General features: G+C 67.1%; 21 protein-coding genes and 1 tRNA gene. 14 read left to right on the top strand and 8 right to left on the bottom strand.

Annotated features, from left to right (window positions below):
- Nucleotides 1-5 precede the first annotated feature (5 nt).
- Nucleotides 6-1,412 carry a hypothetical protein gene (locus ACQCSY_RS12800; protein WP_427129296.1) on the bottom strand — a complete coding sequence of 469 codons (1,407 nt, stop codon included), beginning with the start codon at nucleotides 1,410-1,412 and terminating at the stop codon, nucleotides 6-8.
- A gap of 192 nt (nucleotides 1,413-1,604) precedes the next feature.
- On the opposite strand from ACQCSY_RS12800, the gene ACQCSY_RS12795 reads away from it, so the two are divergent.
- Nucleotides 1,605-1,823, top strand: a complete 219-nt coding sequence (locus ACQCSY_RS12795; RefSeq protein WP_427129294.1) for a hypothetical protein — start codon at nucleotides 1,605-1,607, stop codon at nucleotides 1,821-1,823.
- Between the two features lie 187 nt (nucleotides 1,824-2,010).
- Entirely contained in the window at nucleotides 2,011-4,059 is a 2,049-nt protein-coding gene (gene acs / locus ACQCSY_RS12790; protein ID WP_427129292.1) for an acetate--CoA ligase, read from the top strand.
- A 72-nt stretch (nucleotides 4,060-4,131) separates the two neighbouring features.
- On the opposite strand, the gene ACQCSY_RS12785 is transcribed toward acs, so the two are convergent.
- Nucleotides 4,132-5,151 (bottom strand): LacI family DNA-binding transcriptional regulator, encoded by a 1,020-nt coding sequence (locus ACQCSY_RS12785; RefSeq protein ID WP_427129290.1) that lies wholly within the window; start codon nucleotides 5,149-5,151, stop codon nucleotides 4,132-4,134.
- A gap of 323 nt (nucleotides 5,152-5,474) precedes the next feature.
- Between ACQCSY_RS12785 and ACQCSY_RS12780 the strand changes: the two genes are divergently transcribed.
- The 4 genes from ACQCSY_RS12780 to ACQCSY_RS12765 all read left to right on the top strand — a co-directional run bounded on the left by ACQCSY_RS12780 (nucleotide 5,475) and on the right by ACQCSY_RS12765 (nucleotide 11,158).
- Nucleotides 5,475-6,431 (top strand): carbohydrate ABC transporter permease, encoded by a 957-nt coding sequence (locus ACQCSY_RS12780; RefSeq protein ID WP_427129288.1) that lies wholly within the window; start codon nucleotides 5,475-5,477, stop codon nucleotides 6,429-6,431.
- 12 nt (nucleotides 6,432-6,443) lie between these two features.
- Nucleotides 6,444-7,346: a carbohydrate ABC transporter permease gene (locus ACQCSY_RS12775; protein ID WP_427129286.1), complete on the top strand. Its 903-nt coding sequence runs from the start codon at nucleotides 6,444-6,446 to the stop codon at nucleotides 7,344-7,346.
- A 47-nt stretch (nucleotides 7,347-7,393) separates the two neighbouring features.
- Entirely contained in the window at nucleotides 7,394-8,734 is a 1,341-nt protein-coding gene (locus ACQCSY_RS12770) for an ABC transporter substrate-binding protein (protein ID WP_427129284.1), read from the top strand.
- A gap of 150 nt (nucleotides 8,735-8,884) precedes the next feature.
- Nucleotides 8,885-11,158 carry an alpha-galactosidase gene (locus tag ACQCSY_RS12765; RefSeq protein WP_427129282.1) on the top strand — a complete coding sequence of 758 codons (2,274 nt, stop codon included), beginning with the start codon at nucleotides 8,885-8,887 and terminating at the stop codon, nucleotides 11,156-11,158.
- An 84-nt stretch (nucleotides 11,159-11,242) separates the two neighbouring features.
- On the opposite strand, the gene ACQCSY_RS12760 is transcribed toward ACQCSY_RS12765, so the two are convergent.
- On the bottom strand, nucleotides 11,243-12,205 hold the full coding sequence (locus tag ACQCSY_RS12760; RefSeq protein ID WP_427129280.1) for a hypothetical protein: 963 nt from the start codon (nucleotides 12,203-12,205) through the stop codon (nucleotides 11,243-11,245).
- A 161-nt stretch (nucleotides 12,206-12,366) separates the two neighbouring features.
- Here ACQCSY_RS12760 and aroQ point away from each other — a divergent pair, with 161 nt between their 5' ends.
- Together aroQ and ACQCSY_RS12750 are read left to right on the top strand one after the other, a co-directional pair.
- A complete protein-coding gene (gene aroQ, locus ACQCSY_RS12755) occupies nucleotides 12,367-12,849 on the top strand; it encodes a type II 3-dehydroquinate dehydratase (protein WP_427129278.1) in 483 nt (160 codons plus the stop codon).
- 2 nt (nucleotides 12,850-12,851) lie between these two features.
- Nucleotides 12,852-13,982: a DUF2332 domain-containing protein gene (locus ACQCSY_RS12750; protein WP_427129276.1), complete on the top strand. Its 1,131-nt coding sequence runs from the start codon at nucleotides 12,852-12,854 to the stop codon at nucleotides 13,980-13,982.
- Nucleotides 13,983-14,017: 35 nt separating this feature from the next.
- Here ACQCSY_RS12750 and ACQCSY_RS12745 read toward each other — a convergent pair whose 3' ends face one another.
- Entirely contained in the window at nucleotides 14,018-15,202 is a 1,185-nt protein-coding gene (locus ACQCSY_RS12745) for a MarP family serine protease (protein ID WP_427129274.1), read from the bottom strand.
- 245 nt (nucleotides 15,203-15,447) lie between these two features.
- Between ACQCSY_RS12745 and ACQCSY_RS12740 the strand changes: the two genes are divergently transcribed.
- Complete coding sequence (locus tag ACQCSY_RS12740; protein WP_011693220.1) at nucleotides 15,448-16,125, top strand: Crp/Fnr family transcriptional regulator; 678 nt, start codon at nucleotides 15,448-15,450, stop codon at nucleotides 16,123-16,125.
- A gap of 353 nt (nucleotides 16,126-16,478) precedes the next feature.
- On the opposite strand, the gene ACQCSY_RS12735 is transcribed toward ACQCSY_RS12740, so the two are convergent.
- The 3 genes from ACQCSY_RS12735 to ACQCSY_RS12725 are packed head-to-tail and all read right to left on the bottom strand — an operon-like array spanning nucleotide 16,479 to nucleotide 18,138.
- A complete protein-coding gene (locus ACQCSY_RS12735) occupies nucleotides 16,479-17,390 on the bottom strand; it encodes an NUDIX hydrolase (protein ID WP_427129272.1) in 912 nt (303 codons plus the stop codon).
- Between the two features lie 17 nt (nucleotides 17,391-17,407).
- On the bottom strand, nucleotides 17,408-17,980 hold the full coding sequence (locus ACQCSY_RS12730; RefSeq protein WP_427129270.1) for a RidA family protein: 573 nt from the start codon (nucleotides 17,978-17,980) through the stop codon (nucleotides 17,408-17,410).
- Nucleotides 17,981-17,982: 2 nt separating this feature from the next.
- Nucleotides 17,983-18,138: a DUF4177 domain-containing protein gene (locus ACQCSY_RS12725; RefSeq protein WP_009359196.1), complete on the bottom strand. Its 156-nt coding sequence runs from the start codon at nucleotides 18,136-18,138 to the stop codon at nucleotides 17,983-17,985.
- Between the two features lie 37 nt (nucleotides 18,139-18,175).
- Here ACQCSY_RS12725 and ACQCSY_RS12720 point away from each other — a divergent pair, with 37 nt between their 5' ends.
- From ACQCSY_RS12720 to ACQCSY_RS12700, 5 genes are all read left to right on the top strand, one after another.
- On the top strand, nucleotides 18,176-20,467 hold the full coding sequence (locus tag ACQCSY_RS12720) for a transglycosylase domain-containing protein (RefSeq protein WP_427129268.1): 2,292 nt from the start codon (nucleotides 18,176-18,178) through the stop codon (nucleotides 20,465-20,467).
- Nucleotides 20,468-20,470: 3 nt separating this feature from the next.
- Nucleotides 20,471-21,418: a metallophosphoesterase gene (locus tag ACQCSY_RS12715; protein WP_427129266.1), complete on the top strand. Its 948-nt coding sequence runs from the start codon at nucleotides 20,471-20,473 to the stop codon at nucleotides 21,416-21,418.
- Between the two features lie 300 nt (nucleotides 21,419-21,718).
- Nucleotides 21,719-23,542, top strand: a complete 1,824-nt coding sequence (locus ACQCSY_RS12710; RefSeq protein WP_427129264.1) for an ABC transporter ATP-binding protein — start codon at nucleotides 21,719-21,721, stop codon at nucleotides 23,540-23,542.
- On the top strand, nucleotides 23,539-25,398 hold the full coding sequence (locus tag ACQCSY_RS12705) for an ABC transporter ATP-binding protein (RefSeq protein WP_427129262.1): 1,860 nt from the start codon (nucleotides 23,539-23,541) through the stop codon (nucleotides 25,396-25,398). Before ACQCSY_RS12710 ends, ACQCSY_RS12705 begins: the two co-directional genes overlap by 4 nt.
- Nucleotides 25,399-25,517: 119 nt before the next feature.
- Nucleotides 25,518-25,594 (top strand) — tRNA-Pro (locus ACQCSY_RS12700).
- Between the two features lie 173 nt (nucleotides 25,595-25,767).
- Here ACQCSY_RS12700 and ACQCSY_RS12695 read toward each other — a convergent pair.
- The gene (locus ACQCSY_RS12695; RefSeq protein ID WP_427129260.1) at nucleotides 25,768-25,986 is read right to left on the bottom strand and encodes a hypothetical protein; all 219 of its coding nucleotides are present in this window, start codon (nucleotides 25,984-25,986) and stop codon (nucleotides 25,768-25,770) included.
- Between the last annotated feature and the right edge of the window lie 81 nt (nucleotides 25,987-26,067).

Raw genomic sequence — 26,067 nt, 5'->3', positions numbered from 1 at the left:
TCGGGCTAACCGCGTTCGATGTTGCTGAGGTCGCGCAGCAGACCCACGCGGCCGTCGGTGTGCTGGACCAGGAATTCGTGGCCGCGGTCCTCCAGGGCAAGCACCCAGCCGCCGGGTTCAATGACGAACGCCGGCGCGCCGGTGTGCTCGTCCACGGCGCTGCGGGGCTGGGCGACGGCGAACCAGAAGGCCTCGTGCACGGGCTGGACATCGTCCTCCACGGGCCGGCTGGCGGGATCGACGGTGGCGCCGATCGGCTCCTGCGGGCGGACCTGCGGGTTGACCGTGGTGGGGGCGCTGCCGCCGGCGGCAACCGGAACGTCGGCGGCCCGGGTTTCCTCGGCCGGGGCCGCGGGGGCGGACGCGGCGGAAGAGGCAGAGGCGGCGGAAGCGGCAGGCGCCACGACGCCGGCAGCCTGGGTCTGTTCCGCAGCGGAAGCAGCTGACGGGGCCGAAGCGGCAGGCGGCGCGGCCGCCGGCACAATGCCGGATACCTGCGTTTCCGGGGCGCTGGGGGCCGGAGCGGGACCTGTGCCGTGTGACGGCGCAACCGCAGTTGCCGCCGCGGACGGGGCTGACTCCGCGGATGCCGCGGCGGGGACAGCTCCCTCGGCGCCCGGAACTGCGACCCCCGGGACGGCGCCGCCTGACGCTGCACCGAAGGACTCATACCCGCGCGGGGTCGATTCCGGAGCAGCCGAGTGGACGCCAGGGGTCATGCGCCTGGCCCAGCCGGCGACCCCGGCTGCCTTCGCGGGCCCGGTTTCCTTGGCGGGCCCGGCTTCTTTTGCTGTCTTGAGGGCCTTCGGCGCTTTGGGGGCCCGGGGCATGCGGACCGGCGCGGCAGCCTCGCGGGCCACCACATGGGCGGGTGCCTCCTCACGGCCCAGGAAGTCACCGGCGAAGTACGGGATCAACCGCGCCAGTACGGTGGCCGCGAAGAGTCCCAGCGCGCCCACGAGCGCCACCAGCATGCTCGGCACGAACGCGCCGGCGACGGCAAGGAAGAAAAAGGCGACCGCGAAGGACGCCACCACGGACGCGAACTGGTCCATCGACAGGGACCCGATCCGGATCCTCGTTTCAGGGCTCACGCGGCGGGCCACAAACAAGGCGGACACGATCAGCGGCAACACGATCCCCAGGCCCAGGAAGAACAGGCTGCCGAGGTTCCACAGGTTATAGCTGAAGTCGAACATCGGAATCAGAGAGGCGACAAAGAGCAGCAGCGTGGATCCGAACACGGTGAGATCCCGGATCGTGAACGGCCCGAGGACTGCCTCGTTCTTCTTTCCGGCCTTCTTGTCCACCGTGAAGCGGGGCGGTTCCCCGTAGCCCGCCGGCTTGGCCGGGCCGCTGTTGCCCTCGTTCTGGGAAGGCGCCTGGAGCCGCCCGTTAGCTTGCTCGTTCATTCTGTTCTCCTTAGCATGGCGCCACCCTGGACGGTGCCGCCTAACGGCAGGCAAAGACCGGACGGCACGCGGTCCTGTCGCCTCCATCGGATGTCACAACTTCATCTCAGCCTAGCCAAGTGCTTGGCCGATCACTAGCTGACAAGCCGTGGACGGGCGCTGCAAGATCAGGACCGGGAGTAGGGTGTGGGCATGGAGCTTCTGAACGGGACACCGGTCTTTTTGTGGAGGGCCGTCGGTTTCTTCGCCGTGGCAGGGGTGGTGACGGGAATTCTCCTACCGAGGACGCCCGCCGCCGCCCGCGACCTGGGCATTGTCGCCCTCCTCCTCAGCGTTTGGGCGCTCCTCGTGCAACGCCACGTGCGCCGGGTGACGGACGGCAAGCAACCCCCGGCGCCACTCGGCGCTTAACAAACACCGCTCACTGCGACCTTTGTGACGGGGCACACGATCAGCGCGGCCCAGGTATTAGTGTTTATTGCGGAACAGCTCTTTGCGGTACCGCCGTGATTAGCCGTTGCCCGATGCCGCGCCTGCGGCCCGCGGCGGCGGGGATCCGGCGGCCCGCAGCACGGATCGATGAATGATGAGGTTCACCATGTCCCAGCAGACACCCGGCTCCATGACCACGCCGGCTCCCGGCGTGACGTCTTCCGCCACGCCGTCCCGGCAGGGCGACGCCTTCGAAAACCTGTCCCAGGAGAACCGCAGGTTCGCGCCCTCCGCCGAGTTCGTGGCGAATGCCGTGGTCACCGCCGCCGATTACGCCGAGGCCGACGCCGACCGCCCCGCCTTCTGGGCCAGGCAGGCCCGCGAGCTGCTGAGCTGGAGCAAGGACTTCACCCAGGCGCTGGACTGGTCCAACCCGCCGTTCGCGAAGTGGTTCGTCGGCGGCGAAATCAACGCCGCATACAACGCCCTGGACCGCCACGTCGAGGCCGGCAACGGGGACCGCGTCGCGATCTACTTCGAGGGCGAACCGGGCGACACCCGCACCTACACCTACGCACAGCTCACCGAAGAGGTCAAGAAAGCCGCCAACGCCTTCGAGTCCCTCGGCGTCGCCAAGGGCGACCGTGTGGCCGTCTACCTGCCCATGATCCCCGAGGCCGTCATCACCTTGCTGGCCTGCGCCCGGATCGGCGCCATCCACTCCGTGGTGTTCGGCGGCTTCTCCGCCGACGCGTTGCGCTCCCGGATCGAGGACGCCGAGGCCAGGCTCGTCGTCACGGCCGACGGCACCTACCGCCGCGGCAAGCCCAGCGCCCTGAAGGCCGCCGTCGACGAGGCCCTGGCCGCCGACGACCACACGGTCCGGAACGTCGTGGTGGTCAGGCGCAACGGCCAGGACGTGGACTGGCACGAGGGCCGGGACCACTGGTGGGCGGACACGGTCGGCGCCGCATCGCCCGAGCACACCGCCGTCGGGCACGACGCGGAGCACCCGCTGTTCATCCTCTACACCTCCGGCACCACGGGCAGGCCCAAGGGCATCCTGCACACCACCGGCGGGTACCTGGCCCAAAACGCGTACACGCACAAGGCGGTCTTCGACCTGCACCCGGAGACCGACGTCTACTGGTGCACGGCCGACGTCGGCTGGATCACCGGCCACTCCTATGTCGCCTACGCCCCGCTGATCAACGGCGCCACCCAGGTCATGTATGAGGGCACCCCCGATTCCCCGCACCAGGGCCGCTGGTGGGAGATCGTGGAGAAGTACAAGGTCTCCATCCTGTACACCGCCCCGACCGCCATCCGCACCTTCATGAAATGGGGCAAGGAGATCCCGGCCAGGTACGACCTCTCCTCGATCCGGGTCCTGGGCTCCGTGGGCGAACCCATCAACCCGGAAGCCTGGATGTGGTACCGCGAGGTCATCGGCGCCAACGCCGGCAAGAACGGCGAGAAAAAGGACCATCCGGCCCCGATCGTGGACACCTGGTGGCAGACCGAAACCGGAGCGCAGATGATCGCCCCGCTGCCCGGCGTGACGGCCACCAAGCCCGGCTCCGCCCAGGTCCCGCTGCCCGGCATCGCCGCGGACGTCGTGGACGAGGCCGGCGAATCCGTTCCGGACGGTCACGGCGGCTTCCTGGTCATCCGCGAACCGTGGCCGGCCATGCTGCGCGGCATCTGGGGCGACCCGGAACGGTTCAAGGAAACCTACTGGTCCCGGTTCGAAACGATGTACTTCGCCGGCGACGGCGCCAAGAAAGACGACGACGGCGACATCTGGCTGCTGGGCCGGGTGGACGACGTCATGAACATCTCCGGCCACCGGCTCTCCACCGCGGAAATCGAATCCGCCCTGGTCTCCCACCACGCCGTCGCCGAGGCCGCCGTCGTGGGCGCCGCGGATGCGACCACCGGCCAGGCCATCGTCGCGTTCGTGATCCTGCGCGGGGACGCCGTGGACACCGGAGACGCGATCGTCCAGGAACTGCGCAACCACGTCGGCAAGGAAATCGGGCCGATCGCCAAACCCAAGACCATCCTGGTGGTGCCGGAACTGCCCAAAACCCGGTCCGGCAAGATCATGCGCCGCCTGCTCAAGGACGTCGCCGAAGGACGCGAGGTGGGCGATTCCACCACGCTGGCCGACAACACCGTCATGGCCCAGATCGCGCACTCGCTGAACAAATAAGCCAGGCCGCCCCTGCCCGGCTGGAGGCCCCCGTCAGGGGCAGCCAGCTTGGTCAGGGGCAGCCAGTCGCGGTCAGGGGCAGCCGCAGGACTGCCTGATGCGCAACGTGGTCGGAAAGATCCGGTGTTCGGGCTGCTGACCCCGGGTTGACCCCACGAGTGCACTGACGGCCGCTTCCGCCATGTCCCGGACCGGCTGCTCGACGGTGGTCAGGGCAGGCCAGCTGTATTCCGCCTCGGCTGAACCGTCAAAGGACGCCAGCGTGATGTCGCCCGGCACCGAGAGCCCAGCCTCGTGGATGGCCCGGAGGATGCCGATCGCCTGCATGTCGGAACTGGCGAAGATGGCGGTGGGCCGGTTCGCTGAGGCGAGAAGCCTCCGGCCGGCGGCGTAGCCGCCCGCACGGGTGAATTCCCCGCGGACAACGGGGCCCTCGGGCAGCCCGGCGTCCGTGAGGGCTTGCAGCCAGCCCTGTTCGCGGAGATCGAACGCGTTGGCAGTGTTGGTTCCCATCGCGAGGGCGATGTTCTGGTGGCCGTGCCCGATCAGGTGTTCGACCGCCATCCTGGCGCCGGCGGCGAGGTCCACGCCCACGCTGTTGAAGCCGGGAGCCTCGCCGCTGTGGTTCAGGAGCACCGACGGTATTTCCGCTGCTTCAAGGTCCGCCAGGTCGGGTTCGAAGAGGACACTGGCCAGGACCACGCCGTCAACCTGGCGCGCTGCCAGGTTGCGCACATGCTGGCGCTCCTTGGCCAGATTGCCGTCGGAGTTCGTCAGCAGGAGCGCATAGCCCCGCGCCGCCGCCGCGTCCTCGACCGCGTGGGCCAGCAGCGCGAAGAACGGGTTGCTGTTGTCCGGGATCACGAGGCCCAGGGTTTCGCTGGAGCCCAATTTCAGCGCCCGCGCGGCCGCATTGGGCCGGTAGCCCAGAATACGGATGGCGTCTTGGACCTTCGCTTCAGTTGCCGGCGCCACCTTCTTGGGCCCGCCGTTCACCACATAGCTGACGACGGCGGTGCTCACCCCCGCGTAGCGGGCAACATCCTTGCGGGTCACCTGGCTGCGGGGGGCGGTCGCTATCGGGGTCGTCATGGAGTCCATGCTAGCTACCGGGCCGTCGGGAAGGCGTTCCGCAGTACCGGGGCAACATCCGCCGACCATTGATCGTCGAGCGGGATGCTCGGGCGCGTTTCCACAAATTACCTCACTCAAAGCCTGATCTAGCGGCAGCGCCCTGTGCTGCGGGTGCCGTTCCGGACAGTCTCCCACGGTGATCTACACGAGTCAACAAGTGCACACCATGATGTCGGACTCGGCCTTGTTAAATAAGGGGAAACGTCTTGCCAGTCGTTTTCTACTCGTGTAGATTCAATTTCCAGCTGTTACCCACATCACACCATCAGGAAGGGTCAAAGATGACCACCATCACCAAACTTCCGGATCCAGTGGCCGGCGGAGCGAGGAACTCACAACGCGGCAATGCCGCCAGGCCCGGCCGTGGCCGCCGCCTCGGCGACCTCCGGATCGCCCTGCTGTTCATCCTTCCGGCAATGATCGGCTTCGTAGCGTTCTTTCTGGTTCCCACGGTTCGCGGCATCTACCTCAGCTTCACCGAGTACAGCATCCTCGGCGATCCCACCTGGATCGGCATCAAGAACTACACAGCAATCTTCAGTGACGAGCTGTTCTGGAACGCAATGGGCGTGACCCTCCAGTACGTCGCCCTGAACATCGGCTTCCAGACGGTCATCGCCCTCGGGCTGGCACTCCTCATGCACCGGGTGGCCAAGTCCACGTTTATCCGCGGCGCCCTGTTGCTGCCCTTCCTGGTCGCCAACGTGATCGTTGCCCTGCTGTGGTTCTGGATGCTCGACTACCAGATGGGCATCGTCAACGAGATCATCAACTGGCTGGGCCTGCCCCGAATCGCCTTCTTCGGCAGCGAGCAGTGGGCCATTCCCACCATCGCCTTCGTGAATGTCTGGCGCCACATGGGCTACACCGCCCTGCTGATCTTCGCCGGCCTGCAGTCCATTCCCAACCATGTGTACGAGGTCGCCTCCCTCGACGGCGCCTCCCCTACGAGGACCTTCTGGAGCATCACCATGCCGCTCCTGCGCCCCGTGCTGGTGCTGGTCCTGGTGGTCACGGTGATCGGATCCTTCCAGGTGTTCGACACCGTGGCAGTGACCACCGGCGGCGGCCCCATCAATGCCTCCCGTGTCATCCAGATGTACATCTACCAGAAGGCCTTCGGCGAATCCGACTTCGGCTACGCCTCGGCCTTGTCCGTCATTTTCTTCGTCATTCTCGCTCTCGTGGCCTTCGTGCAAATGAAGTTCCTCAAGGGCAACGAATCGGATCTGGACTAAGGAACCCCAGCCATGAGTACCTCCACACTGTCCCGCAAGAAGCCCATCGACTGGCGGCGCGTCGGCGCCTGGGCCCTCGTCGTCGTCGCAATCGCCGTAACGGTGACACCGTTCCTGTGGATGCTCCGGACCGCGCTGTCCAGCAACCACTCGCTCGCCTCCAACGCCGGCAACCTGCTGCCCGCCGACTTCAGCTGGGGCGCCTTCAAACGGGTCCTGGGGCTGCAGAGTCCCGAAGAGGCAATCGCCGAAGGCGGCTCCGGCGCAGCCATCAACTTCTGGCTCTACCTGCGGAACTCGGTGGTCTTCGCCACCGCTACCACCGCCGGGCAGGTGTTCTTCAGCGCAATGGCCGCATACGCCTTCGCCCGGCTCCGCTGGCCCGGCCGGAACAAGGTGTTCGCCCTGTTCCTGGCCACGATGATGGTTCCTCCAATCTTCACGGCCCTGCCCAACTTCCTCATGATCAAGAACCTGGGCCTGCTCAACACCTTCGCCGGCATGACGCTGCCCTTCCTGTTCATGACGCCGTTCGCCATCTTCTTCCTGCGCCAGTTCTTCCTCAGCATGTCCCGCGAAGTGGAAGAAGCCGCCATGCTCGACGGCGCCAAGCATTTTCGGATCTTCTTCCAGATCGTGCTGCCAAACGCCGTAGCACCGCTGGCCACCCTGGCCCTCCTGACCTTCATCGGCCAGTGGAATGAATACTTCTGGCCTCTCCTGGTCGGCCAGGACGAGAGCGTCCGCGTGCTCACCGTGGGCTTGGGCGTCTTCAAGTCCCAGTCCCCGCAGGGTGCCCCCGACTGGTCCGGCCTGATGGCCGCCACGCTGGTGGCCGCGGTGCCCGTGCTCCTGCTCTTCATCGCCTTCGGCAAACGGGTTGTCAACTCCATCGGCTTCTCCGGCATTAAGTGATCCCTCCAATCCTCCTGAATCACCGCAAACCCCTCGAAAGGCCCACCATGAAGAAAACCATCGGCGTCGCAGCTGCCGCCGCAGCCATCGCCCTCTCCCTCTCCGCCTGCGGCGGCTCCGCCCCGGCGTCCTCGGAAGCCAAGGGCGAGATCAACTACTGGCTGTGGGACGCCAACCAGCTCCCGGCCTACCAGCAGTGCGCTGACGATTTCACCAAGGCCAGCCCGGACATCAAGGTCAAGATCACCCAGCGGGGCTGGGACGACTACTGGACCACCCTGACCAACGGCTTTGTCGCCGGGACCGCCCCGGACGTCTTCACCGACCACCTCGCCAAGTACCCGGAGCTGGCCGCGAAGAAGCAGCTACTCACCCTCGATGACGCCGTCGCCAAGGACGGCATCAAGCTGGACAGCTACACCAAGGGCCTCCCCGAGCTCTGGGTCGGCCAGGACGGCAAGCGCTACGGCCTGCCCAAGGACTGGGACACGGTCGGCCTCTTCTACAACAAGGCCATGACGGACTCCGCAGGCCTCACCGCCGAGCAGATGGCGAACCTGGACTGGAACCCCAAGGACGGCGGCAGCTACGAGAAGGCCATCGCGCACCTGACCGTGGACAAGGACGGCAAGCGCGGCGACGAGGCCGGCTTCGACAAGAACAACGTGGCCGTCTACGGACTCGGACTGGCCGGCAGCGGCTCGGGCCAGGGCCAGACCGAGTGGAGCTTCCTGACCGCCACCACCGGCTGGACCGCCACGGACAAGAACCCCTGGGGCGCCAAGTTCAACTACGACGACCCCCGTTTCCAGGAGGCCATCGCCTGGTGGGCCGGCCTGATTGACAAGGGCTACATGCCCAAGCTTGAGACCACCGTGGGCGCCAGCCTGGCGGACAACTTCGGTGCGGGCAAGGCCGCCATCAACACCACCGGCGACTGGCTGATCGGCCAGTACCAGAGCTACAAGGGTGTGGAGGCCGCTTTCGCCCCCACCCCCAAGGGAGCCGAAGGCAAGCGCGCCAGCATGTTCAATGGACTGGCAGACTCCATCTGGGCGGGCACCAAGAACCCGGCTGCCTCCATCAAGTGGGTCGAATACCTCGGTTCCACCGCATGCCAGGACGTTGTAGCCAAGAAGGCAGTCGTTTTCCCCGCCATCACCAGCTCCTCCGAGCTCGCAGCCAAGGCCTTCGCTGCCAAGGGCACCGACGTGTCCGCCTTCACCACGCACGTCAAGGACAGCACTACGTTCCTCTTCCCCATCGCGGACAAGGCGGCCAAGGTGGACGGCATCATGAAGCCGGCCATGGACGCTGTCCTTTCGGGCAAGAAGCCTGCCAGCTCCCTCACGGAAGCCAACAACCAGGTCAACGCCCTCTTCAAGTAGGGCGTCTGCCGTGACTGCGGATGTGGCCGCAGTCACCCGCTCCGGGTGCCGCCGCTTCCTCCTCGTGACGGCGGCACCCGGAGCTTTCCCTCCTCCACACCAAGAGCCTGCGTCACCGGACGCGCACCATCACCACCGAAAGAGACCACCATGGATCCCCTGCACCTCCGCTCCGCCAACACCAGCCTGGTGATCAGCTTCGACAGCGGGGAGGCCGAGGTCATCCATTGGGGCGCCGATCTGGGCGACTCACTCCCCGATCTGGCCATCCTCGGCGAACCGATCCCGCACTCCGCCATCGACGCCACCGTCCCCGCCGGGCTCCTTCCGCAGGCTTCATCCAGCTGGCGCGGGCGTCCGGCCCTCCGCGGACACCGGATAGCCGACGGCGTCCCTGGCTACGACTTCTCCGTCCTCCTCCAGATGGCGGAGGTGAAAGCGGACGTAACCACCGCCGTCGGAAACTCCGCCGCCGGAACCAGCGCCGTCGGAAACTCCGCCGCCGGAACCAGCGCCGTCATTACCCAGTCGGACGCCGATGCCGGCATCACTGTGGAGTCCGCCCTCAGACTGCACGACGGCGGTCTGCTGGAACTGCGCCACACCCTCACCAACACCGGAAACTCGCCCTTCCAGCTGGACGAACTGGCCACGGTGCTCCCGGTGGCGCCGGATGCCGCAGAGCTCCTGGACCTGACCGGCCGCTGGTGCCGGGAACGCCACCCGCAGCGCCGCGGGATCCAGCAGGGCACCTGGGTCCGGACCGGCCGCCACGGCCGCACCGGACACGATTCCTCCCTGCTGCTGGCCGCGGGCACCGCCGGTTTCGGCAACCGCCACGGCAAGGTGTGGGCCACCCACCTGGCCTGGAGCGGCAACCACGAACAGTTCGCCGACAGCATCGCGGACGGGCGGACCATGATCGGCGGATCAGAGCTGCTGGGCCCGGCCGAGGTCATCCTGCAACCCGGCGGCAGCTACACCACCCCCGCACTGTTCGCCGCCTACTCGGACCGCGGACTGGACGGCATCAGCGAGGCCTTCTACAGCTGGTTCCGGAACCGGCCGCACCATGTCCTCCCCGCCCCATCGGCCAACGCCGGGAACGGCAAACCGCGCCCGGTGGTGCTGAACACCTGGGAGGCTGTCTACTTCGACCACCGGCTCGAGACCCTGATCGAACTGGCGGACTCGGCGGCCGAGCTCGGCGTGGAGCGCTTCGTGCTCGACGACGGCTGGTTCCGCGGGCGCCGCGACGATCACGCCGGCCTGGGCGACTGGTACGTTGACGAGACCCTGTGGCCGGACGGACTCACGCCGCTGGTCGACGCCGTGACGTCCCGCGGCATGGAGTTCGGGCTCTGGGTGGAACCGGAAATGGTCAACCTGGACTCCGATGTTGCCCGGGAGCACCCGGACTGGATCGTCGGGCCTTCCGCCCAGACCCACAAGGACGGCGGCCGCCTGCCCCTTGAGTGGCGGCACCAGCACATCATCGACCTCGCCAACCCGGACGCCTGGCAGTACATCTTCGACCGGATCGACGCGCTGCTGCGCGAGAACAACATCGGCTACCTCAAGTGGGACCAGAACCGGGACCAGACCGAACACGGCCGCGCCGGCCGGTCCTCGGTCCACGAACAGACCCACGCCGCGTACCGGCTCTTTGACGAGCTGCGCAAGGCCCACCCCGGCGTCGAGATCGAAAGCTGTTCCTCCGGCGGCGCACGCGTGGATCTTGGCATCCTGGAGCGGACGGACAGGATCTGGGGCTCGGACTGCAACGACGCCCTGGAACGGCAGACCATCCAGCGCTGGACCGGGCTGGTGGTCCCGCCCGAGCTCGTGGGCGGACACATCGGGCCCACCACCAGCCACACCACGGCCCGGACCCACGATCTTTCGTTCCGCGCCATCACGGCCTTGTTCGGGCATTTCGGGATGGAGTGGGACGTGCGGCAGGTCCAGGGCGCGGAACGCGAGGAGCTCAAGCGCTTCATCGGCCTCTACAAGGAGCACCGCGGCCTGATCCACTCGGGCCGGATGATCCGGGCCGACGTCCCCGATGATGCGCTCATGCTGCACGGCGTCGTGGCCGGGGCGGCCGGCACCGGCGGCACCGCACAGCTTTCGGCGGGTTCGACGGCGGCACTGTTTGCGCTGGTCAGCACTCGGACTGCCTTCGCCGAACAGCCCGGACGCGTGCGTTTTCCCGGGCTCGACGCGGACCGGACATACCTCGTCGAGGCGATTTTCCCGGCCCCGGGCGACGCTGACTACGCGCACACCTATACCCAGGTCCAGCCGCCGGCGTGGCTGGCCGCCGGCGCCACCGCCGGTGGCCGGTTCCTCGCCGAGGTGGGGCTGCCGATGCCCGTCCTCAACCCGGAGCACGCGGTGCTGCTCAGGTTCACGGCACTGTAGTTCAGGGCACTCCTGTTCAGCGCCCTGCGGTAAGCGCACTCCTGGTCAGCGCCCTGAGGCAAGCGCACTCCTGGTCAGCGCCCGCTAACGGGCGTCGACCAGGACCACCTCGAACTTGTTGGCTCCGGGAACGCCGAACTTTGCGTTCACGGCGGCGAGGGTGTCATCGAACAGGGCCGCCGTCGTCGGAACCTGGAACTCGGGGCTGGTGATGACGTCCTTGACGTCGCCGGAATCCAGCCCCGGGTCCAGCCGGACGCGGCTGATCTGGTTGAGCTGGTTCTGTACTGCCCACAAGGTGTTCCCTTTCACCAGGATCCCGTCCACGAAGGGGACGCTGACGCCGGTGATGGCGGCACTGGCACCGGTTTCCGGGTCCACCGTGTAGAGGGCGCCGTCAGCCGAGTGGGCGACGATCAGGGTCCGTCCGCCGTCGGCTGCCGCAATGCCGTTGAGGTTGAAGTCGCCAGGCGTGGCCGCTGCCGGTCCGGTCAGGGTGAGGGTCTCGACGTCGCCCGGGTGGCCGTCATGGTTCACTGGGATGAAGTACAGCTCACCCTTCCGGGAGTTGGTGAACCAGGCACCGTCGCGGGTCAGGGTGACGTCGTTGATGAAAGCAGGGTGTTGCGCCGAGACCTCGGTCAGCTGGTACGTCGCCACGGTCTTCCGGGAGCCGGTGTCGTAAACATAGGCCTGCCCGGTGGCGCCGCCGGCGACGAAGAGCAGGTCGTGGCGAACGTCCGCCTTCATACCCACCGCCGCCCTGCCGTCAGGCACGTCGATGAACAGCCTGGCCTTTCCTTTATGGATGTCTCCGCGGAAGATGTCCCCTTTCGCGAGGTCGCCGGCGAAGAAGGTGGTCCCTTTCCCTGCCGCTATCCCCTCGGCTGAGCTCGCACCCGGTAGCTCAATCACCGAGGACCGGTGGTCCGTTGACGGTGATCCGGCGAAGGCGACCGGTCCCGGGACAATGAGTGCCGCGAGGGCCACGATGCCCAGCGCTGCACGGCGAATTGCTTTTCCTGAATCAAAAAATTTGCGGCGCATGTTGACGCTCTCTCCAGATCGGGCTGTCCGCGCGAGCTGACCGGTACGGGAGCTCCGCACGATGGTGCTTAAAGTCTAGGCAGCCACCTGTGCACTGGCCAGACTCGAACGCCCCGTAAAGAAGGGGTCAGACGGCCGCGGTCCGCGATAGATTTGCAGACATGACTGACGCCATCCCCGCCACCGACGCCGGCCGCGGCCGCGGCACCATCCTGGTCCTCAACGGACCCAACCTGAACCTGCTCGGCACCCGCGAACCCGAGAAGTACGGCACCTCGACGCTGGCCGACGTCGAACAGCTCGCGAAGGACGCCGGCGCGGCGCACGGGCTGGACGTCGAGTGCTTCCAGTCCAACCACGAGGGTGCCCTCGTGGACGCCATCCACGCCGCCCGAGGGAAGGCGATCGGGATCGTGCTCAACGCCGGGGCCTACACGCACACGTCCGTGGCCATCCGCGACGCGATCTCTGCTGTGCAACTGCCCGCCGTCGAGGTCCACATCACCAACGTCCACGCCCGCGAGCCGTTCCGGCACCACTCCTACCTGTCGGACATCAGCAACGCCGTGATCGCCGGTGCCGGGATCATGGGCTACCGCTTCGCCGTCGAGTACCTCGCCGCACTGCACGCAGGCAAGGACTGAGCATGTCCCCCGCGGAGTCCGCGGAACCCGCGGCACCGTCCGGGGAATCGTCCGGGGCATCGTCCGGGGCATCGGCCGGGGCATCGTCCGGGGCATCGGCCACCGGGGAATGGTACCGGCACTTCGGCACGGTCGATGCGCCCGGTTCCTCCGCGTGCTACGCCGAGTGGTCCACGAGCATCGCGGAGGACCCCGAGCTCATCCGGCGGATCGACGAGTGGCCGCACAACAAACGCCAGCCGCTGCTGATGCTCGCCGCGGCCCGGTTCCTCGGCGCGCAGGTCAGCCCCTACCCGGAATTCCGGAGCTTCCTGGACGCGCATTGGGCGGACGTCTCGCGGGTCGTGCTCTCGCGGGCCACCCAGACCAACGAGGCCGGGCGCTGCGCCACTCTGCTGCCCTCCCTCGCCCAGATCGCCGCCGCCGAAGGCAGGCCGCTGGCCCTCATCGAGGTGGGCGCCTCGGCAGGGCTCGCGCTGTTTCCGGACCGCTACGGCTATGAGTTCGACGGCGCCGGCACCGACGGCGGGGCAGGGGACGGCGTCGGAGTGCCGACGCGACTGGTTCCAACCGGGGCGCCGTCAGGAAGCTTCCCCGTCCTTCGCTGCGCGATCTCGGGCCCGGTACCGCTCCCGGCGGAACTTCCCCCGGTGGTGTGGCGTGCCGGGATCGACCTCAACCCCCTGGATGTCCGCAACCCCGACGACGTCGCCTGGCTGGAGGCCCTCATCTGGCCAGAGCAGGACTTCCGGCGCGAGCGCCTGCGCCAGGCGATCGCCATCGCCCAGGCGCAACCGCCGCTGCTGGTGGCCGGAGACCTCAACGAACAGCTCGTGTCACTAGCCGGTCAGGCTCCGGCCGACGCCGCCCTGGTGGTGTTCCACAGCGCGGTCATGGCCTACCTCGACGCCGAAAGCCGGGAACGCTTCCGCAGCAGCATCGCCGGACTCGCGGCCAAGCGCGGCTGCCACTGGCTATCCAACGAGGGCCACATGGTGATCGCCCAGGCGGACGGCTCCAATGTGGTCCCGGAAATGGATGACGCCAGGCTCCGCGGCCGGTTCCTGCTGCTGCACAACGGACAGCCCGTGGCTATCACCGGCCCGCACGGCCAGAGCCTGGAGTGGCTCTAGCAGCGCTATTTCTTGTTGCGCTATTTCTTGTTGCACTATTTCTTGATGCACTGCCCGGAGGAGACGGGATTGCCCAGGCCCGGCGCCTCGGCGGCGACGGGGCCAAGATCCGTCATGGTGATGGCGAACCCGAGTGAGGACTCGGTGGTGGCCTTGGCAAAGATCACGCCGGCCACCTGCCCGCCGGTGGTCAGCAGAGGGCCGCCGGAGTTGCCCGGCTGCACGTCACCGGCGAGACGGTACACGTCTTCGGGCGCCGGGTTGTTGCCGTAGATGTCCGGGACCAGCACGCTGGCAATGTCCTGCACCGTGGCCGGTTTGGACTGGAAGGGACCGCCGTGCGGATAGCCGGCGAACGCCGCCGGACTGCCGGACGGAAGGTCGGAGCTGAGCTGAAGCGGCGCGGTGCGCAGGCCGTCGACGGCCAGGACGGCGAGGTCGTGCTGGGTGTCGAAGTACACGACACGCCCGGGCAGGGCGCCCCCGCCGGGCGTCTCCACCACCGGCTCCGCCACGCCGGCGACCACATGGGCGTTGGTCACTACGCGGCCGGGTGACACCACAAAGCCGGTTCCGGTCTGGTTCTGGCCGCACTGGTAGGCCGTTCCGGCGATCTTCAGCACGGAGGCTTCAGCCTTGTTCAGCGCGGGGGTATCCGTGCTGGTGTCCGGCACGGCGACGGGCTGGGCCTGGCCGAAGCCGTCAAGGAGGGTCGGTATGCCTTCGCCGATCACCGCAGACCGCAACTGGGCCATGGACGTCTTGACCGGCGTCGGGGTCACGCCGTCGATGAACCGGATCACCTTGGACTCGGCGATCTGCTGCGACACGAAGGGGACGCCCAGGGCGCCGATGCTGAACGCCAGCATGGACATGACGAGGGCGGACACCACCACATTGACGCCTCCGCCCACCAGGCGGTCCGCCGCCCGCAGCGGGCTGATCCGCACCACGCTGCGGATCTGCCGCCCGATCATGGTGCCGAGTCCGTGCCCGAGAACCATCAGCAGGACAGCGGTGGCCACAATCGCCGTCAGCCGCCAGCCGCTGTCCTGCACGAGGCCGCTGACAACGGGGACGGAAACGAACGCGGCCACTGCCCCCGCCGCGAACCCTGCGATGCCGCCGAGCGTCACCAGGAAGCCGTTGCGCAGGCCATGGATCAGGTAGGACAAGAGCGTCACGACCAACGCCAGGTCCAAAATGGTCAAGCCGAACACCGGGGCTCCTCACAGACAGTTAAGCCCCGATTCTACCGGCGAAGGCTGACAGTTTGCCGACCGTCCGCGGACGCCAACGGCACTGGAGGGCTCCGGAGGGCTGCCTGGCTCTCCCCGAACTCCCCCTGAGCTCCGCCCTTTGTGGGGCCCTTCACGCGTTTCGGTGCCAACTACGTCACAGACGCGCCAAAATTCTGAAACAATGGCTGAAGCGCCCCAGCCGACACAGTTAGTCAGGAGATTTCATGGACATCGAGGTATTGCGCCGCGCACCCCTTTTCGCCACGCTCGACGACGAGGCATTCCGTCTGCTGACGGATGAACTCACCGAGGTGGACCTCTCACGCGGAGCCTCGGTATTCCGGGAAGGCGACCAGGGTGACCAGCTCTACTTCATCGTCTCCGGCAAGGTGAAGCTCGGCCGCACGTCACCGGATGGCCGCGAATCGCTGCTCGCCATCCTGGGCCCTGGCGAACTCTTCGGCGAAATGGCACTCTTCGATCCGAGCCCGCGCACGGCCACGGCAACCGCCGTCTCCGAGACCCGCCTGGCCGGCCTGAAGAACGAGAGCCTCAACGCCCTGCTGCGCACCCGCCCGGAGGTGTCCGCCCAGCTGCTGCAGGCTCTGGCACGCCGTCTGCGCCGGACCAACGATTCCCTCTCAGACCTCGTCTTCTCCGACGTGCCGGGCCGCGTGGCCAAGGCTCTGCTGGACCTGGCCGACCGCTTCGGCCGCCCGGCGACCGACGGCGTCCTGGTCGCCCACGAGCTCACCCAGGAGGAGCTCGCCCAGCTGGTCGGCGCTTCCCGCGAAACCGTCAACAAGGCCCTCGCCGAGTTCGTCCAGCGCGGCTGGCTGCGCCTGGAAGCCCGCGCCGTCGTCATCCTCGACATGCAACGCCTGCGCCAGCGCTCCCGCTAAGGCATTTTCAACAAAACGACGAAGGCCGGCCCGTGGAAACGGAGCCGGCCTTCGTCGATTGCGGTGCCGGAGTCCCAGGTTTCCCGCATCGGCTCCGGCGCCGGCACGTTCCGCGGGACATGCCCATTGTCCGCTTGATCATGTGCGGGACATGCCCGTTGTCCGCTTCATCATGCGCGGGACATGCCCATTCTTGGCGGCGCCGACTGAGCATAAGCCCACTATGTCCATCGGCCCTGGGCAGCGGAGGGCATGTCCAGCGGCGGTTCGGGGAACAGGAGGGCATGTCCAGTGGTGGTGCGCAGGAGGGGACATGTCCGAGGGCGCGGACACGATCACCGGCGAAGGTGGCGTCAGCGTTCCCGCTGGGGTTCGCCGGCGACTGTCTTGGCCGCCTCGACTTCCAGCATGAGCCTTCCGCCTTCCTCGACAAGCTTGGGCTGGTAGACGTGGGCCTTGCGCTTGTAGCTGAGGTAGGCGATGCAGCCGTTGGCCGCGGCCATCTTCTCCAGCATGATCTCCGAGCCTGGCACCAACAACTGGCCCAACGGCAGGCCGACGGTGTTCTCCTGGCCCACCTCATCGCCCAGAACGGCGGTGTCGCGCTCTTTGATTACATTGCGGACGCACACCCAGCGGCCCCAGATCCCCTTGCTGGCCAGCAGTGAGGGCTGCTGGTTCACGGGCAGGGTGGCGGCAAAGTAGCGGGTGTTGAACCGACGGTGCGCGAAATCAGGGCTGAGCCAGTTGACCAGCGGCTTGAGCAGATCCGTCCGCACCGAGAGCCCGCGCTTGGCGAGCACGTCGATGAAGGACTTCTCCTGGTCGGCCACGGCTTCACGGGCACGCATCCACTCGGAGCTCGAGGTCCCCTCCACCGTGGTGGACAGGTCCGGGCCGGCCAGCAGGATGCCGGTCTCCTCGAACAGCTCGCGGATGGCGCCTATTATGTGGCGGCGCGCCAGCCCGACGTCGGCCGTCCCCATTTGTTCGGCCCAATGCTGGGCCGAGGGGCCGAGCCAGCCGACGGCGTCGTCGTCGGACGCCTCCAGCGACCCTCCCGGAAAGGCGAGGACGCCCAGCGGCGAAGTCCCGGGCCGGTAGCCCAGCCAGGTCTCCAGACCCGTCGGCGAGTCCCGCAGGAGGACGACGGAGGACGCGAAACGGGCCGCACGGGGCGTCCGTTCGCCGTGTTCAATCCAGCTGCGGGCTGCCCCCTCAAGATCCGGGGGCAGGACAAACAGGCGTCGGGCTAACTGAGGCAAGTGAAGTGACCGACCCTCTAGGCGAATTCGGCGATCAGTTCGACTTCAACGGGTGAGTCGAGCGGCAGGACTGATACGCCGACGGCGGAACGTGCGTGCTGACCGGCGTCGCCGAGAACCTTGCCCAGGAGCTCGGAGGCGCCGTTGATGACACCGGGCTGGCCGGTAAATGAAGGATCCGAGGAGACGAAGCCGACTACCTTGACGATCCTCGTGATGCGGTCGAGGTCACCGATGACACTCTTGACGGCCGCCAGGGCGTTGACGGCGCAGACGGCCGCGTAGTTTTTCGCGGCTTCCGGGGAAACCGTGGGCTCGTCCGAGGCACCCTCCGTGCCGGCGGACACCTTGCCGGTGGCCTCGAGCTTGCCGTTGATGAACGGCAACTGCCCGGAGGTATAAACATGGTTGCCGGAGATCACTGCGGGCACGTAGGCAGCCACCGGGGCTGCAACGTCGGGCAGTGTCAGGCCGAGTTCGGTCAGTCGCTGTTCGACGGCGGACGACGCGCCAGTGCCGTCCGCCGTGTTGGCGGCGGTGTTTTCGGGGCTGGACGGTGTTGCCGGCGTGGCCGCTTCAGGGGTGCTCATGGCTACTGCTTCTCCCGCTTCAGGTAGGCAACCAGGCCGTTTCCATCGGGTCCCGGAACAACCTGGACAAGCTCCCAGCCGTCCTCGCCCCACTGGTCCAGGATCTGCTTTGTGGCGTGGATGATGAGCGGAATCGTGGCGTACTCCCATTTGGTCATGATCTAAAGCCTAGTCGTTGCCGGTAAAGTGGAAAACATGGCGACTGGTAAGAACCCTTTATTCGACACGGCCACCACCCTCGGAAAGATCCTTCTTTTCCTGGGCGTGAGCGCCATTTGTGGCGTCCTGGTGGCGGGGCTCCTGGTCCCAGCTGCCGCTGTTTCCGGCAGCGCAGCAAGCGGGTCGATCCAATTTTTTGACACCCTTCCTGCCGAGCTGAAGGTCGACCCGCCCAGCCAGTCGACCACCATCCTGGCGGCGGACGGCAGCGTGATCGCCAATCTCTACGCCGAAAACCGCACGCGCGTGTCGCTGGACCAGATGTCCCCGTACATCAAGGACGCGATCATCGCCATCGAGGACAGCCGCTTCTACGAGCACGGCGGCGTGGATACCACCGGCATCCTGCGCGCCCTCGTCAGCACCGCCCGCGGCAACAAACAGGGCGCGTCGACCATCACGCAGCAGTACGTCAACAACGTCATCAACTCCTCCCTCGAGGCCGAGGGCAAGGGTGACCAGGTGCTCCTCAACGGGGTCAACAAGGGCGTCGGGGACAAACTCCGCGAGATGAAACTTGCCATCGCCCTCGAGAAGAAGTTCACCAAGGAGCAGATCCTTGAAGGCTATCTGAACATTGTGTTCTTCAACCGGGACGCGTACGGCATCGAAGCCGCCTCCAAATTCTTCTTCAGCACCACCGCCAAGGATCTAACCCTGCCGCAGGCCGCACTGCTGGCCGGTGTCGTGAACAGCCCGTCCTTCTATGACCCCATCACCAACCCGGACAACGCCAAGGTCCGCCGCGACCTGGTGCTCCATTCCATGTTGAGCCAGGGCAAGATCAAGCAGGCCGACTACGACACGGCGGTCGCGACGCCCGTGGAAACCAAGGTCACCCCGGCCCGCCAAGGCTGTGCGTATTCGGCCACCGCGCCGTACTTCTGCGACTACGTGCTGCACCTGCTCCTGAACGACCCGGCCTACGGCGCCGACGCCGCCGAGCGCGAGCGGAAGATCTTCCGCGGCGGCCTGACCATCAAGACCACGCTGGATCCGAAGGCCCAGGCCGTCGCCCAGGCCCAGGTTGACGGTTCCGCCGGCGCGAACCCGGACAAATGGGGCGCATCGCTGGTCTCCGTGCAGCCGGGATCGGGCAAGATCGTGTCCATGGCCCAGAACACCGTCTGGTTCCCCGCCGACGGAAAGTTTGACCAGACCCAGAACTTCAACGTGGACAGCCAGGACGCCAAGGGCAACGACCTCAACGGCCTTGGCGGTTTCCAGCCGGGCTCCACGATGAAGCCCTTCACGTTCACGGAATGGCTCAACGAGGGCAAGTCCATGAACACCCAGCTCAATGGCGCCGTGCGGCGGTATCCGCAGAACTTCCCCTGGAGGAACACCTGTCCGGCGCCGACCGTCGGCTGGTATGACGCGACCAACGGCACCCATGACCTGCAGAACGCCGAGGAGGGCTACTACAAGTACATGTCCGTCCTTGACGGCCTGGCGAACTCCATCAACACCATGACGTTCGCCTCGGCGGCCCAGGTGGACCTGTGCGGCATCCAGAAGGTCGTGGATTCCGTCGGCATCCACGGCGGCCTGCCGACGGCTGACGATCCCAACCCCAAGGTGCCGATGACAACGCTCGGCAACCTGATCGGGTCCACCCAGACGGCGCCCCTGACCATGGCCAGCGCGTTCGCCACCTTCGCCAACGACGGCAAGTACTGCGAGCCGATCGCCATTGACTCGGTGACGGACCAGACCGGCGCCCAGTTGCCGGCCCAGACCAGCAGCTGCCGGGATGCGGTCAAGCCCGAGGTCGCCCGGGGCGTCGCCTATGCCATGCAGGAAGTGCTCAACCGCGGCTCCGGCTCGCTCATCCAGCCCCGGATCTCCACCAGGACCACTTTCCCGATCGCCGCCAAGACCGGAACCAATGACACCAACGGCTCCACCTGGGTGGTGGGCTACACCAGCGGCCTAGCGACCGCCACCTGGTTCGGCGACCCCTTAGGCAACCAGGGGCGGGCGGGCCAGAACCTCACCATCAACGGCAAGTTCTACAAGGGCATTGACGGGTACATGATCGCGGGACCGCAGTTCTCCAACTACATGGCGCAGGTGGCACCGGCTTACGGCACGAACCCGTTCCCGGCACCGCCGTCGAACATGCTCAACGCACCGGTAGCACCTCCGCGCCAGACGACCCCGTCGACGCAGAACTCAGCGCCGGCGACCGCACCGGCAACGGCACCGGCGGCACCCGGCAACTCACCGGTGCCGGCACCGGTGCCCACTCCCTCCCCCGGCAAGTAGCCGATGAGTGGGGGAAACTCCCTGGCAGGCCGCGTCCGGCGCATCGGGCGCGGCTTTGCCGTAACCGCGGCCGTCGGAACCGCAGCGGGGGCCGCCGCCACCGTCTACGGGCTCTGGGAAAAGAACCAGTTCGTCCTGCGGGAGGAAACCCTGCCCATCCTGCCGGCCGGGTTCGGTCCGTTCCGGGTACTGCATGTGTCCGACATCCACTTCGTGCCCAGCCAGCGCCGGAAAGCCGAATGGCTTGCGTCATTGGCGGAGCTGAAGCCGGACCTCGTGGTGAACACCGGGGACAACCTCAGCCACGCCAGCGCCGTGGACCCCCTGCTGGCGGCGCTGCGTCCCCTGATGGAGTTCCCCGGAGTCTTCGTTCCCGGCTCCAACGACTACTTCGGGCCGCGCTTCAAGAACCCGGCCTCATATTTCCTGGGGCCGTCCTCGCAGCGGAAAGACCAGCAGAAACTGGACTGGCCGAGGCTGCGTTCAGGCTTCGGCATGGCCGGCTGGGTGGACCTGACCAACCGTTGCCAGTCCCTTGTGCTCAAGGGTCTGCGTTTCGACTTCTCCGGCGTTGATGATCCGCACTTGGGCCTCGAGCGGTATGCCGGCTGGCCCCGCGGCACCAGAGGCCGGGACAACGATCCGCATCTGCGGGTCGCCGTCGCGCATGCCCCGTACCAGCGCGTGCTCGACCACTTCACCGAGGACGGTGCCGACCTCCTGCTCGCCGGCCACACCCACGGCGGCCAGATCTGCCTCCCGGGCTACGGCGCCCTCGTCGCCAACTGCGACCTCCCCACCTGGCGGGCCAAGGGCCTCAACAACTGGGACAGCAACGGACGAACGACGCCGGTGAACGTCTCCGGCGGTATCGGCACCTCCCGTTTCGCGCCGGTCCGCATCGCCTGCAGGCCCGAGGCCGTGCTGCTCACGCTCACCTCCCGCACCTGAGCCTGCCCCGCCCCGGCACCACCGGTGGACATGCCCTCCCCTGCCCGACCCCGCACGGGACATGCCCTCCCCTCACCCGGAGCAATGGACATATTGGCTTCATGCCCAATCCTCGCGGCCAGGACTGGACATGTCCCCCGGGGAGGCGCGCGGGAAGCCATTGCGGAAGGTAATTGCTGGGCGAGATCCTGAGGGCGTCCGATATCGTGTGAAACGGGTCACTTCATGGCCTAGGGTAGTTGCGACAGGAAACTACATTTAGCAGTTCTACAGTTCGCACGTGCGTCTTAAGAAGCAGGCATGGCCAAGCAGACCCCATTCTTCACCTCCATCAGCCGTCTCTACCCCCACGTCAGGCCGATCGTGCCGCGGCTTTTCATGGGCCTGCTCTCTGCGCTGCTGGCGAGCGTGGTGGCCCTGACCATCCCCCAGGTGCTGCGCGTGCTCATCAACGAGTCTCTCCGGCCGGGCGGAAGCACCGACGCCGTCTGGATCGCCTCGCTCCTGATCCTCGGCCTGGGCATCGCCGAAGCCGGCCTCGTGGCCCTGCGCCGCCAGTTCGTCATCAACCCCGCCACTACCGTGGAAACCCGGATGCGGGTGTCGCTCTACGGCCACCTCCAGGACCTCACGGTCTCCTTCCACGACCGCTGGGGCTCCGGGCAGCTGCTCTCCCGCGCCATGACGGACCTGAATTTCCTCCGGCGCTGGATGGCCTTCGGCGCGATCATGCTCGTGGTCACCACCCTCACGGTGGTGATCGGCGTCGTCGTGATGTTCTCGATGAGCTGGCAGCTGGCCCTGATCTTCCTCGCCGCCGCCGTACCGATCATGATTTACGGCTTCCGATTCCGGACCCGTTTCAGCAAGGTGGCCCGCCGCAGCCAGGACCAGACCGGGGATCTCGCCACCACGGTCGAGGAGTCCGTCCACGGCATCCGCGTCCTGAAGGCCTTCGGCCGGAGCCGCGAGGCCCTGGAGAACTTCAACGAACAGGCCGAGGAACTCCGGCAGACCGAGATCGCCAAGGCCAAGCACCTGGCCACCTTCAGCCTCGTGGTCACTCTCCTACCCGAGCTGGCCCTCGGCGCCGGGCTGGTCGTCGGTGTCCTGCTCGCCTCCCGCAGCGAGCTCAGCATCGGATCCCTCGTGGCGTTCTTCGCCACCGCGGCCGTGATCGCCGCCCCCGTCGAGTTCTGCGGCATGCTTCTGGCCATGGCCCTTACCGCCAAATCCGCGGTGGACCGGCACTTCGAGGTCATGGACTCGGTGAACGCGATCACCAGCCCGGAGCAGCCGCGCGTCCCCGCCGAACTCAAGGGCGCCCTCAGCTTCCGCAACGCCAGCTTCGCCTTCGAGGACGCCCCGGAGAAGCCCATCCTCAAGGACATCTCCCTGGACATCCGGCCGGGCGAAACCATGGCCCTGGTGGGCATCACGGGCAGCGGCAAGAGCGCCCTGCTCCAGCTGGTCCCCCGGCTCTACGAGGTCAGCCAAGGCTCCATCACCATCGACGGCGTGGACCTGCGCGAATTCAGCGTGGAGGAGCTCCGCACCGTGGTCGCCGTGGCCTTCGAGGACACCACCCTGTTCTCCAGCTCGGTGCGGGACAACGTCCTGCTCGGCGCCCCAAGTAAAAGTTCAGCGGAGCGCAGCGACGAGGCCCTGGAAGAAGCCCTCGACGTCGCCCAGGCGCACTTCGCCTACTCCCTCCCGGAGGGCCTGGACACCCTGATCGGAGAGGAAGGCCTGAGCCTCTCCGGCGGCCAGCGGCAGCGCATTGCCCTGGCCCGCGCCATCGCCGCCAGACCCAAAGTGCTGGTCCTGGACGACCCGCTTTCGGCGCTGGACGTCAACACGGAGGAACGCGTCGAGGCCCGGCTGCGCGAGGTCCTCGCGGACACAACCACGCTGATCGTGGCCCACCGGCCCTCCACCGTGGCCCTGGCCGACCGGGTGGCGCTGCTGGAGGACGGCCGGATCAGCGCCGTCGGAACCCACACTCGGCTGCTCGCGGAGAACAGCCACTACCGCTACGTGATCGCCAGCTTGGACCCGGAACCGCGGGACCTGGATTCAGAACTATCAGCCCTCGAGGACCGGTCCGAGGAGATTTCCCGATGAGCAGCACAACGTTCGGAACCGCCAATGAGGACAACGCCCACCTCAGCCGGAGCGAGAGCAAGGCCGTCCAGCTCCGCTCCCTGGCCCTCCTGGGCTCCCTGATCCGCCCCGTCCGGGGGCGCTTCTGGCTGACGATCGCCGCCGTCGTGCTCTCCCAGGCAGCGCGCGTGGCCGGGCCGGCGCTGATCGCCTTCGGGATCGACCGGGCGCTGCCCGCCCTGCGCGCCGGCGACAACCTCCCGCTGGTGCTCGCCGGCGTCGCCTATCTCACGGCGGCGGTCGCCACGGCAGGCCTGACCGCCCTGTACGTGACGTCGACGGCGAAGCTCAGCCAGGCGATGCTGCTGGACCTGCGCGTCCGGGTCTTCCGGCATACCCAGCGGCTGAGCCTGGAATTCCACGAGAAATACACTGCCGGGCGGATCATCGCCCGGCAGACCTCGGACCTCGAGGCCCTGCGCGAACTCCTCGACTCCGGCGTGAGCTCGCTGGCCTCGGGGATGCTGTTCATGGCGTTCACGGCCATCACCGTGTTCGCCTTGGACTGGCGCAGCGGGCTCCTGGTGCTGGCCGCGGGCGTCCCGATGTACCTCCTGGCCCGCTGGTACCAGAAACACTCGCGCATCGCCTTCCGGGAATCCCGCGTGGTCTCGGCCCGCCTGATCGTGCACTTCGTCGAGACCATGACGGGCATCCGCGCGGTGAAGGCGTTCCGGAAGGAGCGCCAGAACACCGCCCTCTTCGCCGAGCTCTCCGAGGACTACCGCACAGCGACCGTCCGCTCCATCAACCTCAACGGCATCTTCCAGCCCGGCCTGGTGCTGATCGGCAACGTCTGCGTCGCCGTTGTCCTTCTCCTCGGCGGCTTCCGGGTCCTCGGCGGCGAACTCGAGGTTGGCGTGCTGCTGGCCCTGATTCTGTCCACCAAGCGTTTCTTCCAGCCGGTGGACCAGATGGCAATGTTCTACAACTCCTTCCAGAGCGCCCAGGCGGCCCTCGAGAAGGTCTCCGGCCTGCTGGAGGAGGTGCCCACCGTCCGGCCGCCGAAGGACCCGGCGGCCCTGAACGAAGCAAAGGGCACCATCGATTTCGACGGCGTCGAGTTCCGCTACGGCGACGGCCCGGTCATCATCCCGAGACTGGACCTCCACATCCCCGCCGGCCAGACCGTGGCCCTGGTCGGCCAGACCGGGGCCGGCAAGTCCACGCTGGCGAAGCTGATCGCTCGTTTCTACGATGTCTCCTCCGGATCGCTCACACTCGACGGCGTGGACCTGCGCCAGCTCACGACGGAAGACTTGCGCCGGAACGTCGTCATGGTAACCCAGGAGGCCTTCCTGTTCAGCGGCTCCGTGGCGGACAACATCGCCCTGGGCCGCCCGGAGGCCGCCAGGGAGGAAATCGAGGACGCTGCCCGGGCCGTGGGTGCCCACGGGTTCATCATGGAACTTCCGGACGGCTACGACACCGACGTCCACAAGCGCGGCGGCCGCGTCTCGGCCGGCCAGCGCCAGCTGATCAGCTTCGCGCGGGCCTTTCTCGCCCGGCCGGCCGTCCTGATCCTGGACGAGGCGACGTCCTCACTGGACATCCCCTCGGAGCGCCTGGTCCAGAACGGGCTCGCAGGACTCCTGCGCGGCGTCCGGGAGACCGGCAGCGGCTCCGACGGCAGCGGCCCCGACGCCGGGCGGACCGCGCTCATCATTGCGCACCGGCTCTCCACCGTGGAGACGGCGGACCGCGTCCTGGTGGTCCACGACGGACGCATCGTGGAAGACGGCACGCCGGCGCAGCTGATCGGCGACGGCGGGCGTTTCGCGCGGCTCCACGGTGCCTGGAAAGACTCCCTGGTCTGAGCCGGTCCGGCGCGCCAGGAAGCACTGCGCGGCACGTCCGCCCGTCAGTGCCGCCGGGCCCCGATTTCACATCCGGGGCCCTCATCGGATAGTCTTGTGAAGTTGCTTTTGCAACGGATCGGGATGTGGCGCAGCTTGGTAGCGCGCGTCGTTCGGGACGACGAGGTCGCAGGTTCAAATCCTGTCATCCCGACCAGAGAAAAAGAGGGTCTTCCACGTGGAGGGCCCTCTTTTTGTGCCCCTAGTCACCCCCGGGGCACACCCGTCCGGTGCCGGGGCACCCCGGCAGCCCAAACCAGCAACAGCCGTGGCACAAAACAGCCCCGGGACCACGTATCCCGGGGCTGTGCAGCAGCAGCTTGGTGGGTGTTACATCGGGTCCGGCCAGTTACCGACGTTGAGGAAGAAGGCCATGGGATCGGGCCAGTTTCCGACCGCCTGGGGGGCACGCATGGGATCCGGCCAGTTGCCGACGGCGGTCAAGCCTGAGTTATCAGTGATGGAAGCAGCGGACAGGACGGCCGGAGCCGCGGCGGAGAATGCCAGTGCGGCCGCAAGAACGGCGCCGGCTGCAATCTTCTTCAACATAGAGTTCCTCAATTTGGGTCGGAGTCCTTAACCAAGTCAGCATTACCCTTGTTGACATACATTGTAAAATGTTTTCCACAG

Origin of the sequence: Pseudarthrobacter sp. S9, from assembly GCF_050156545.1 — a bacterium.
In the GTDB taxonomy this organism is placed as follows: Bacteria; Actinomycetota; Actinomycetes; order Actinomycetales; family Micrococcaceae; genus Arthrobacter.
The sequence above is the reverse complement of the archived record's forward strand: the minus strand, read 5'-3'. Positions and strand labels throughout refer to the sequence as shown.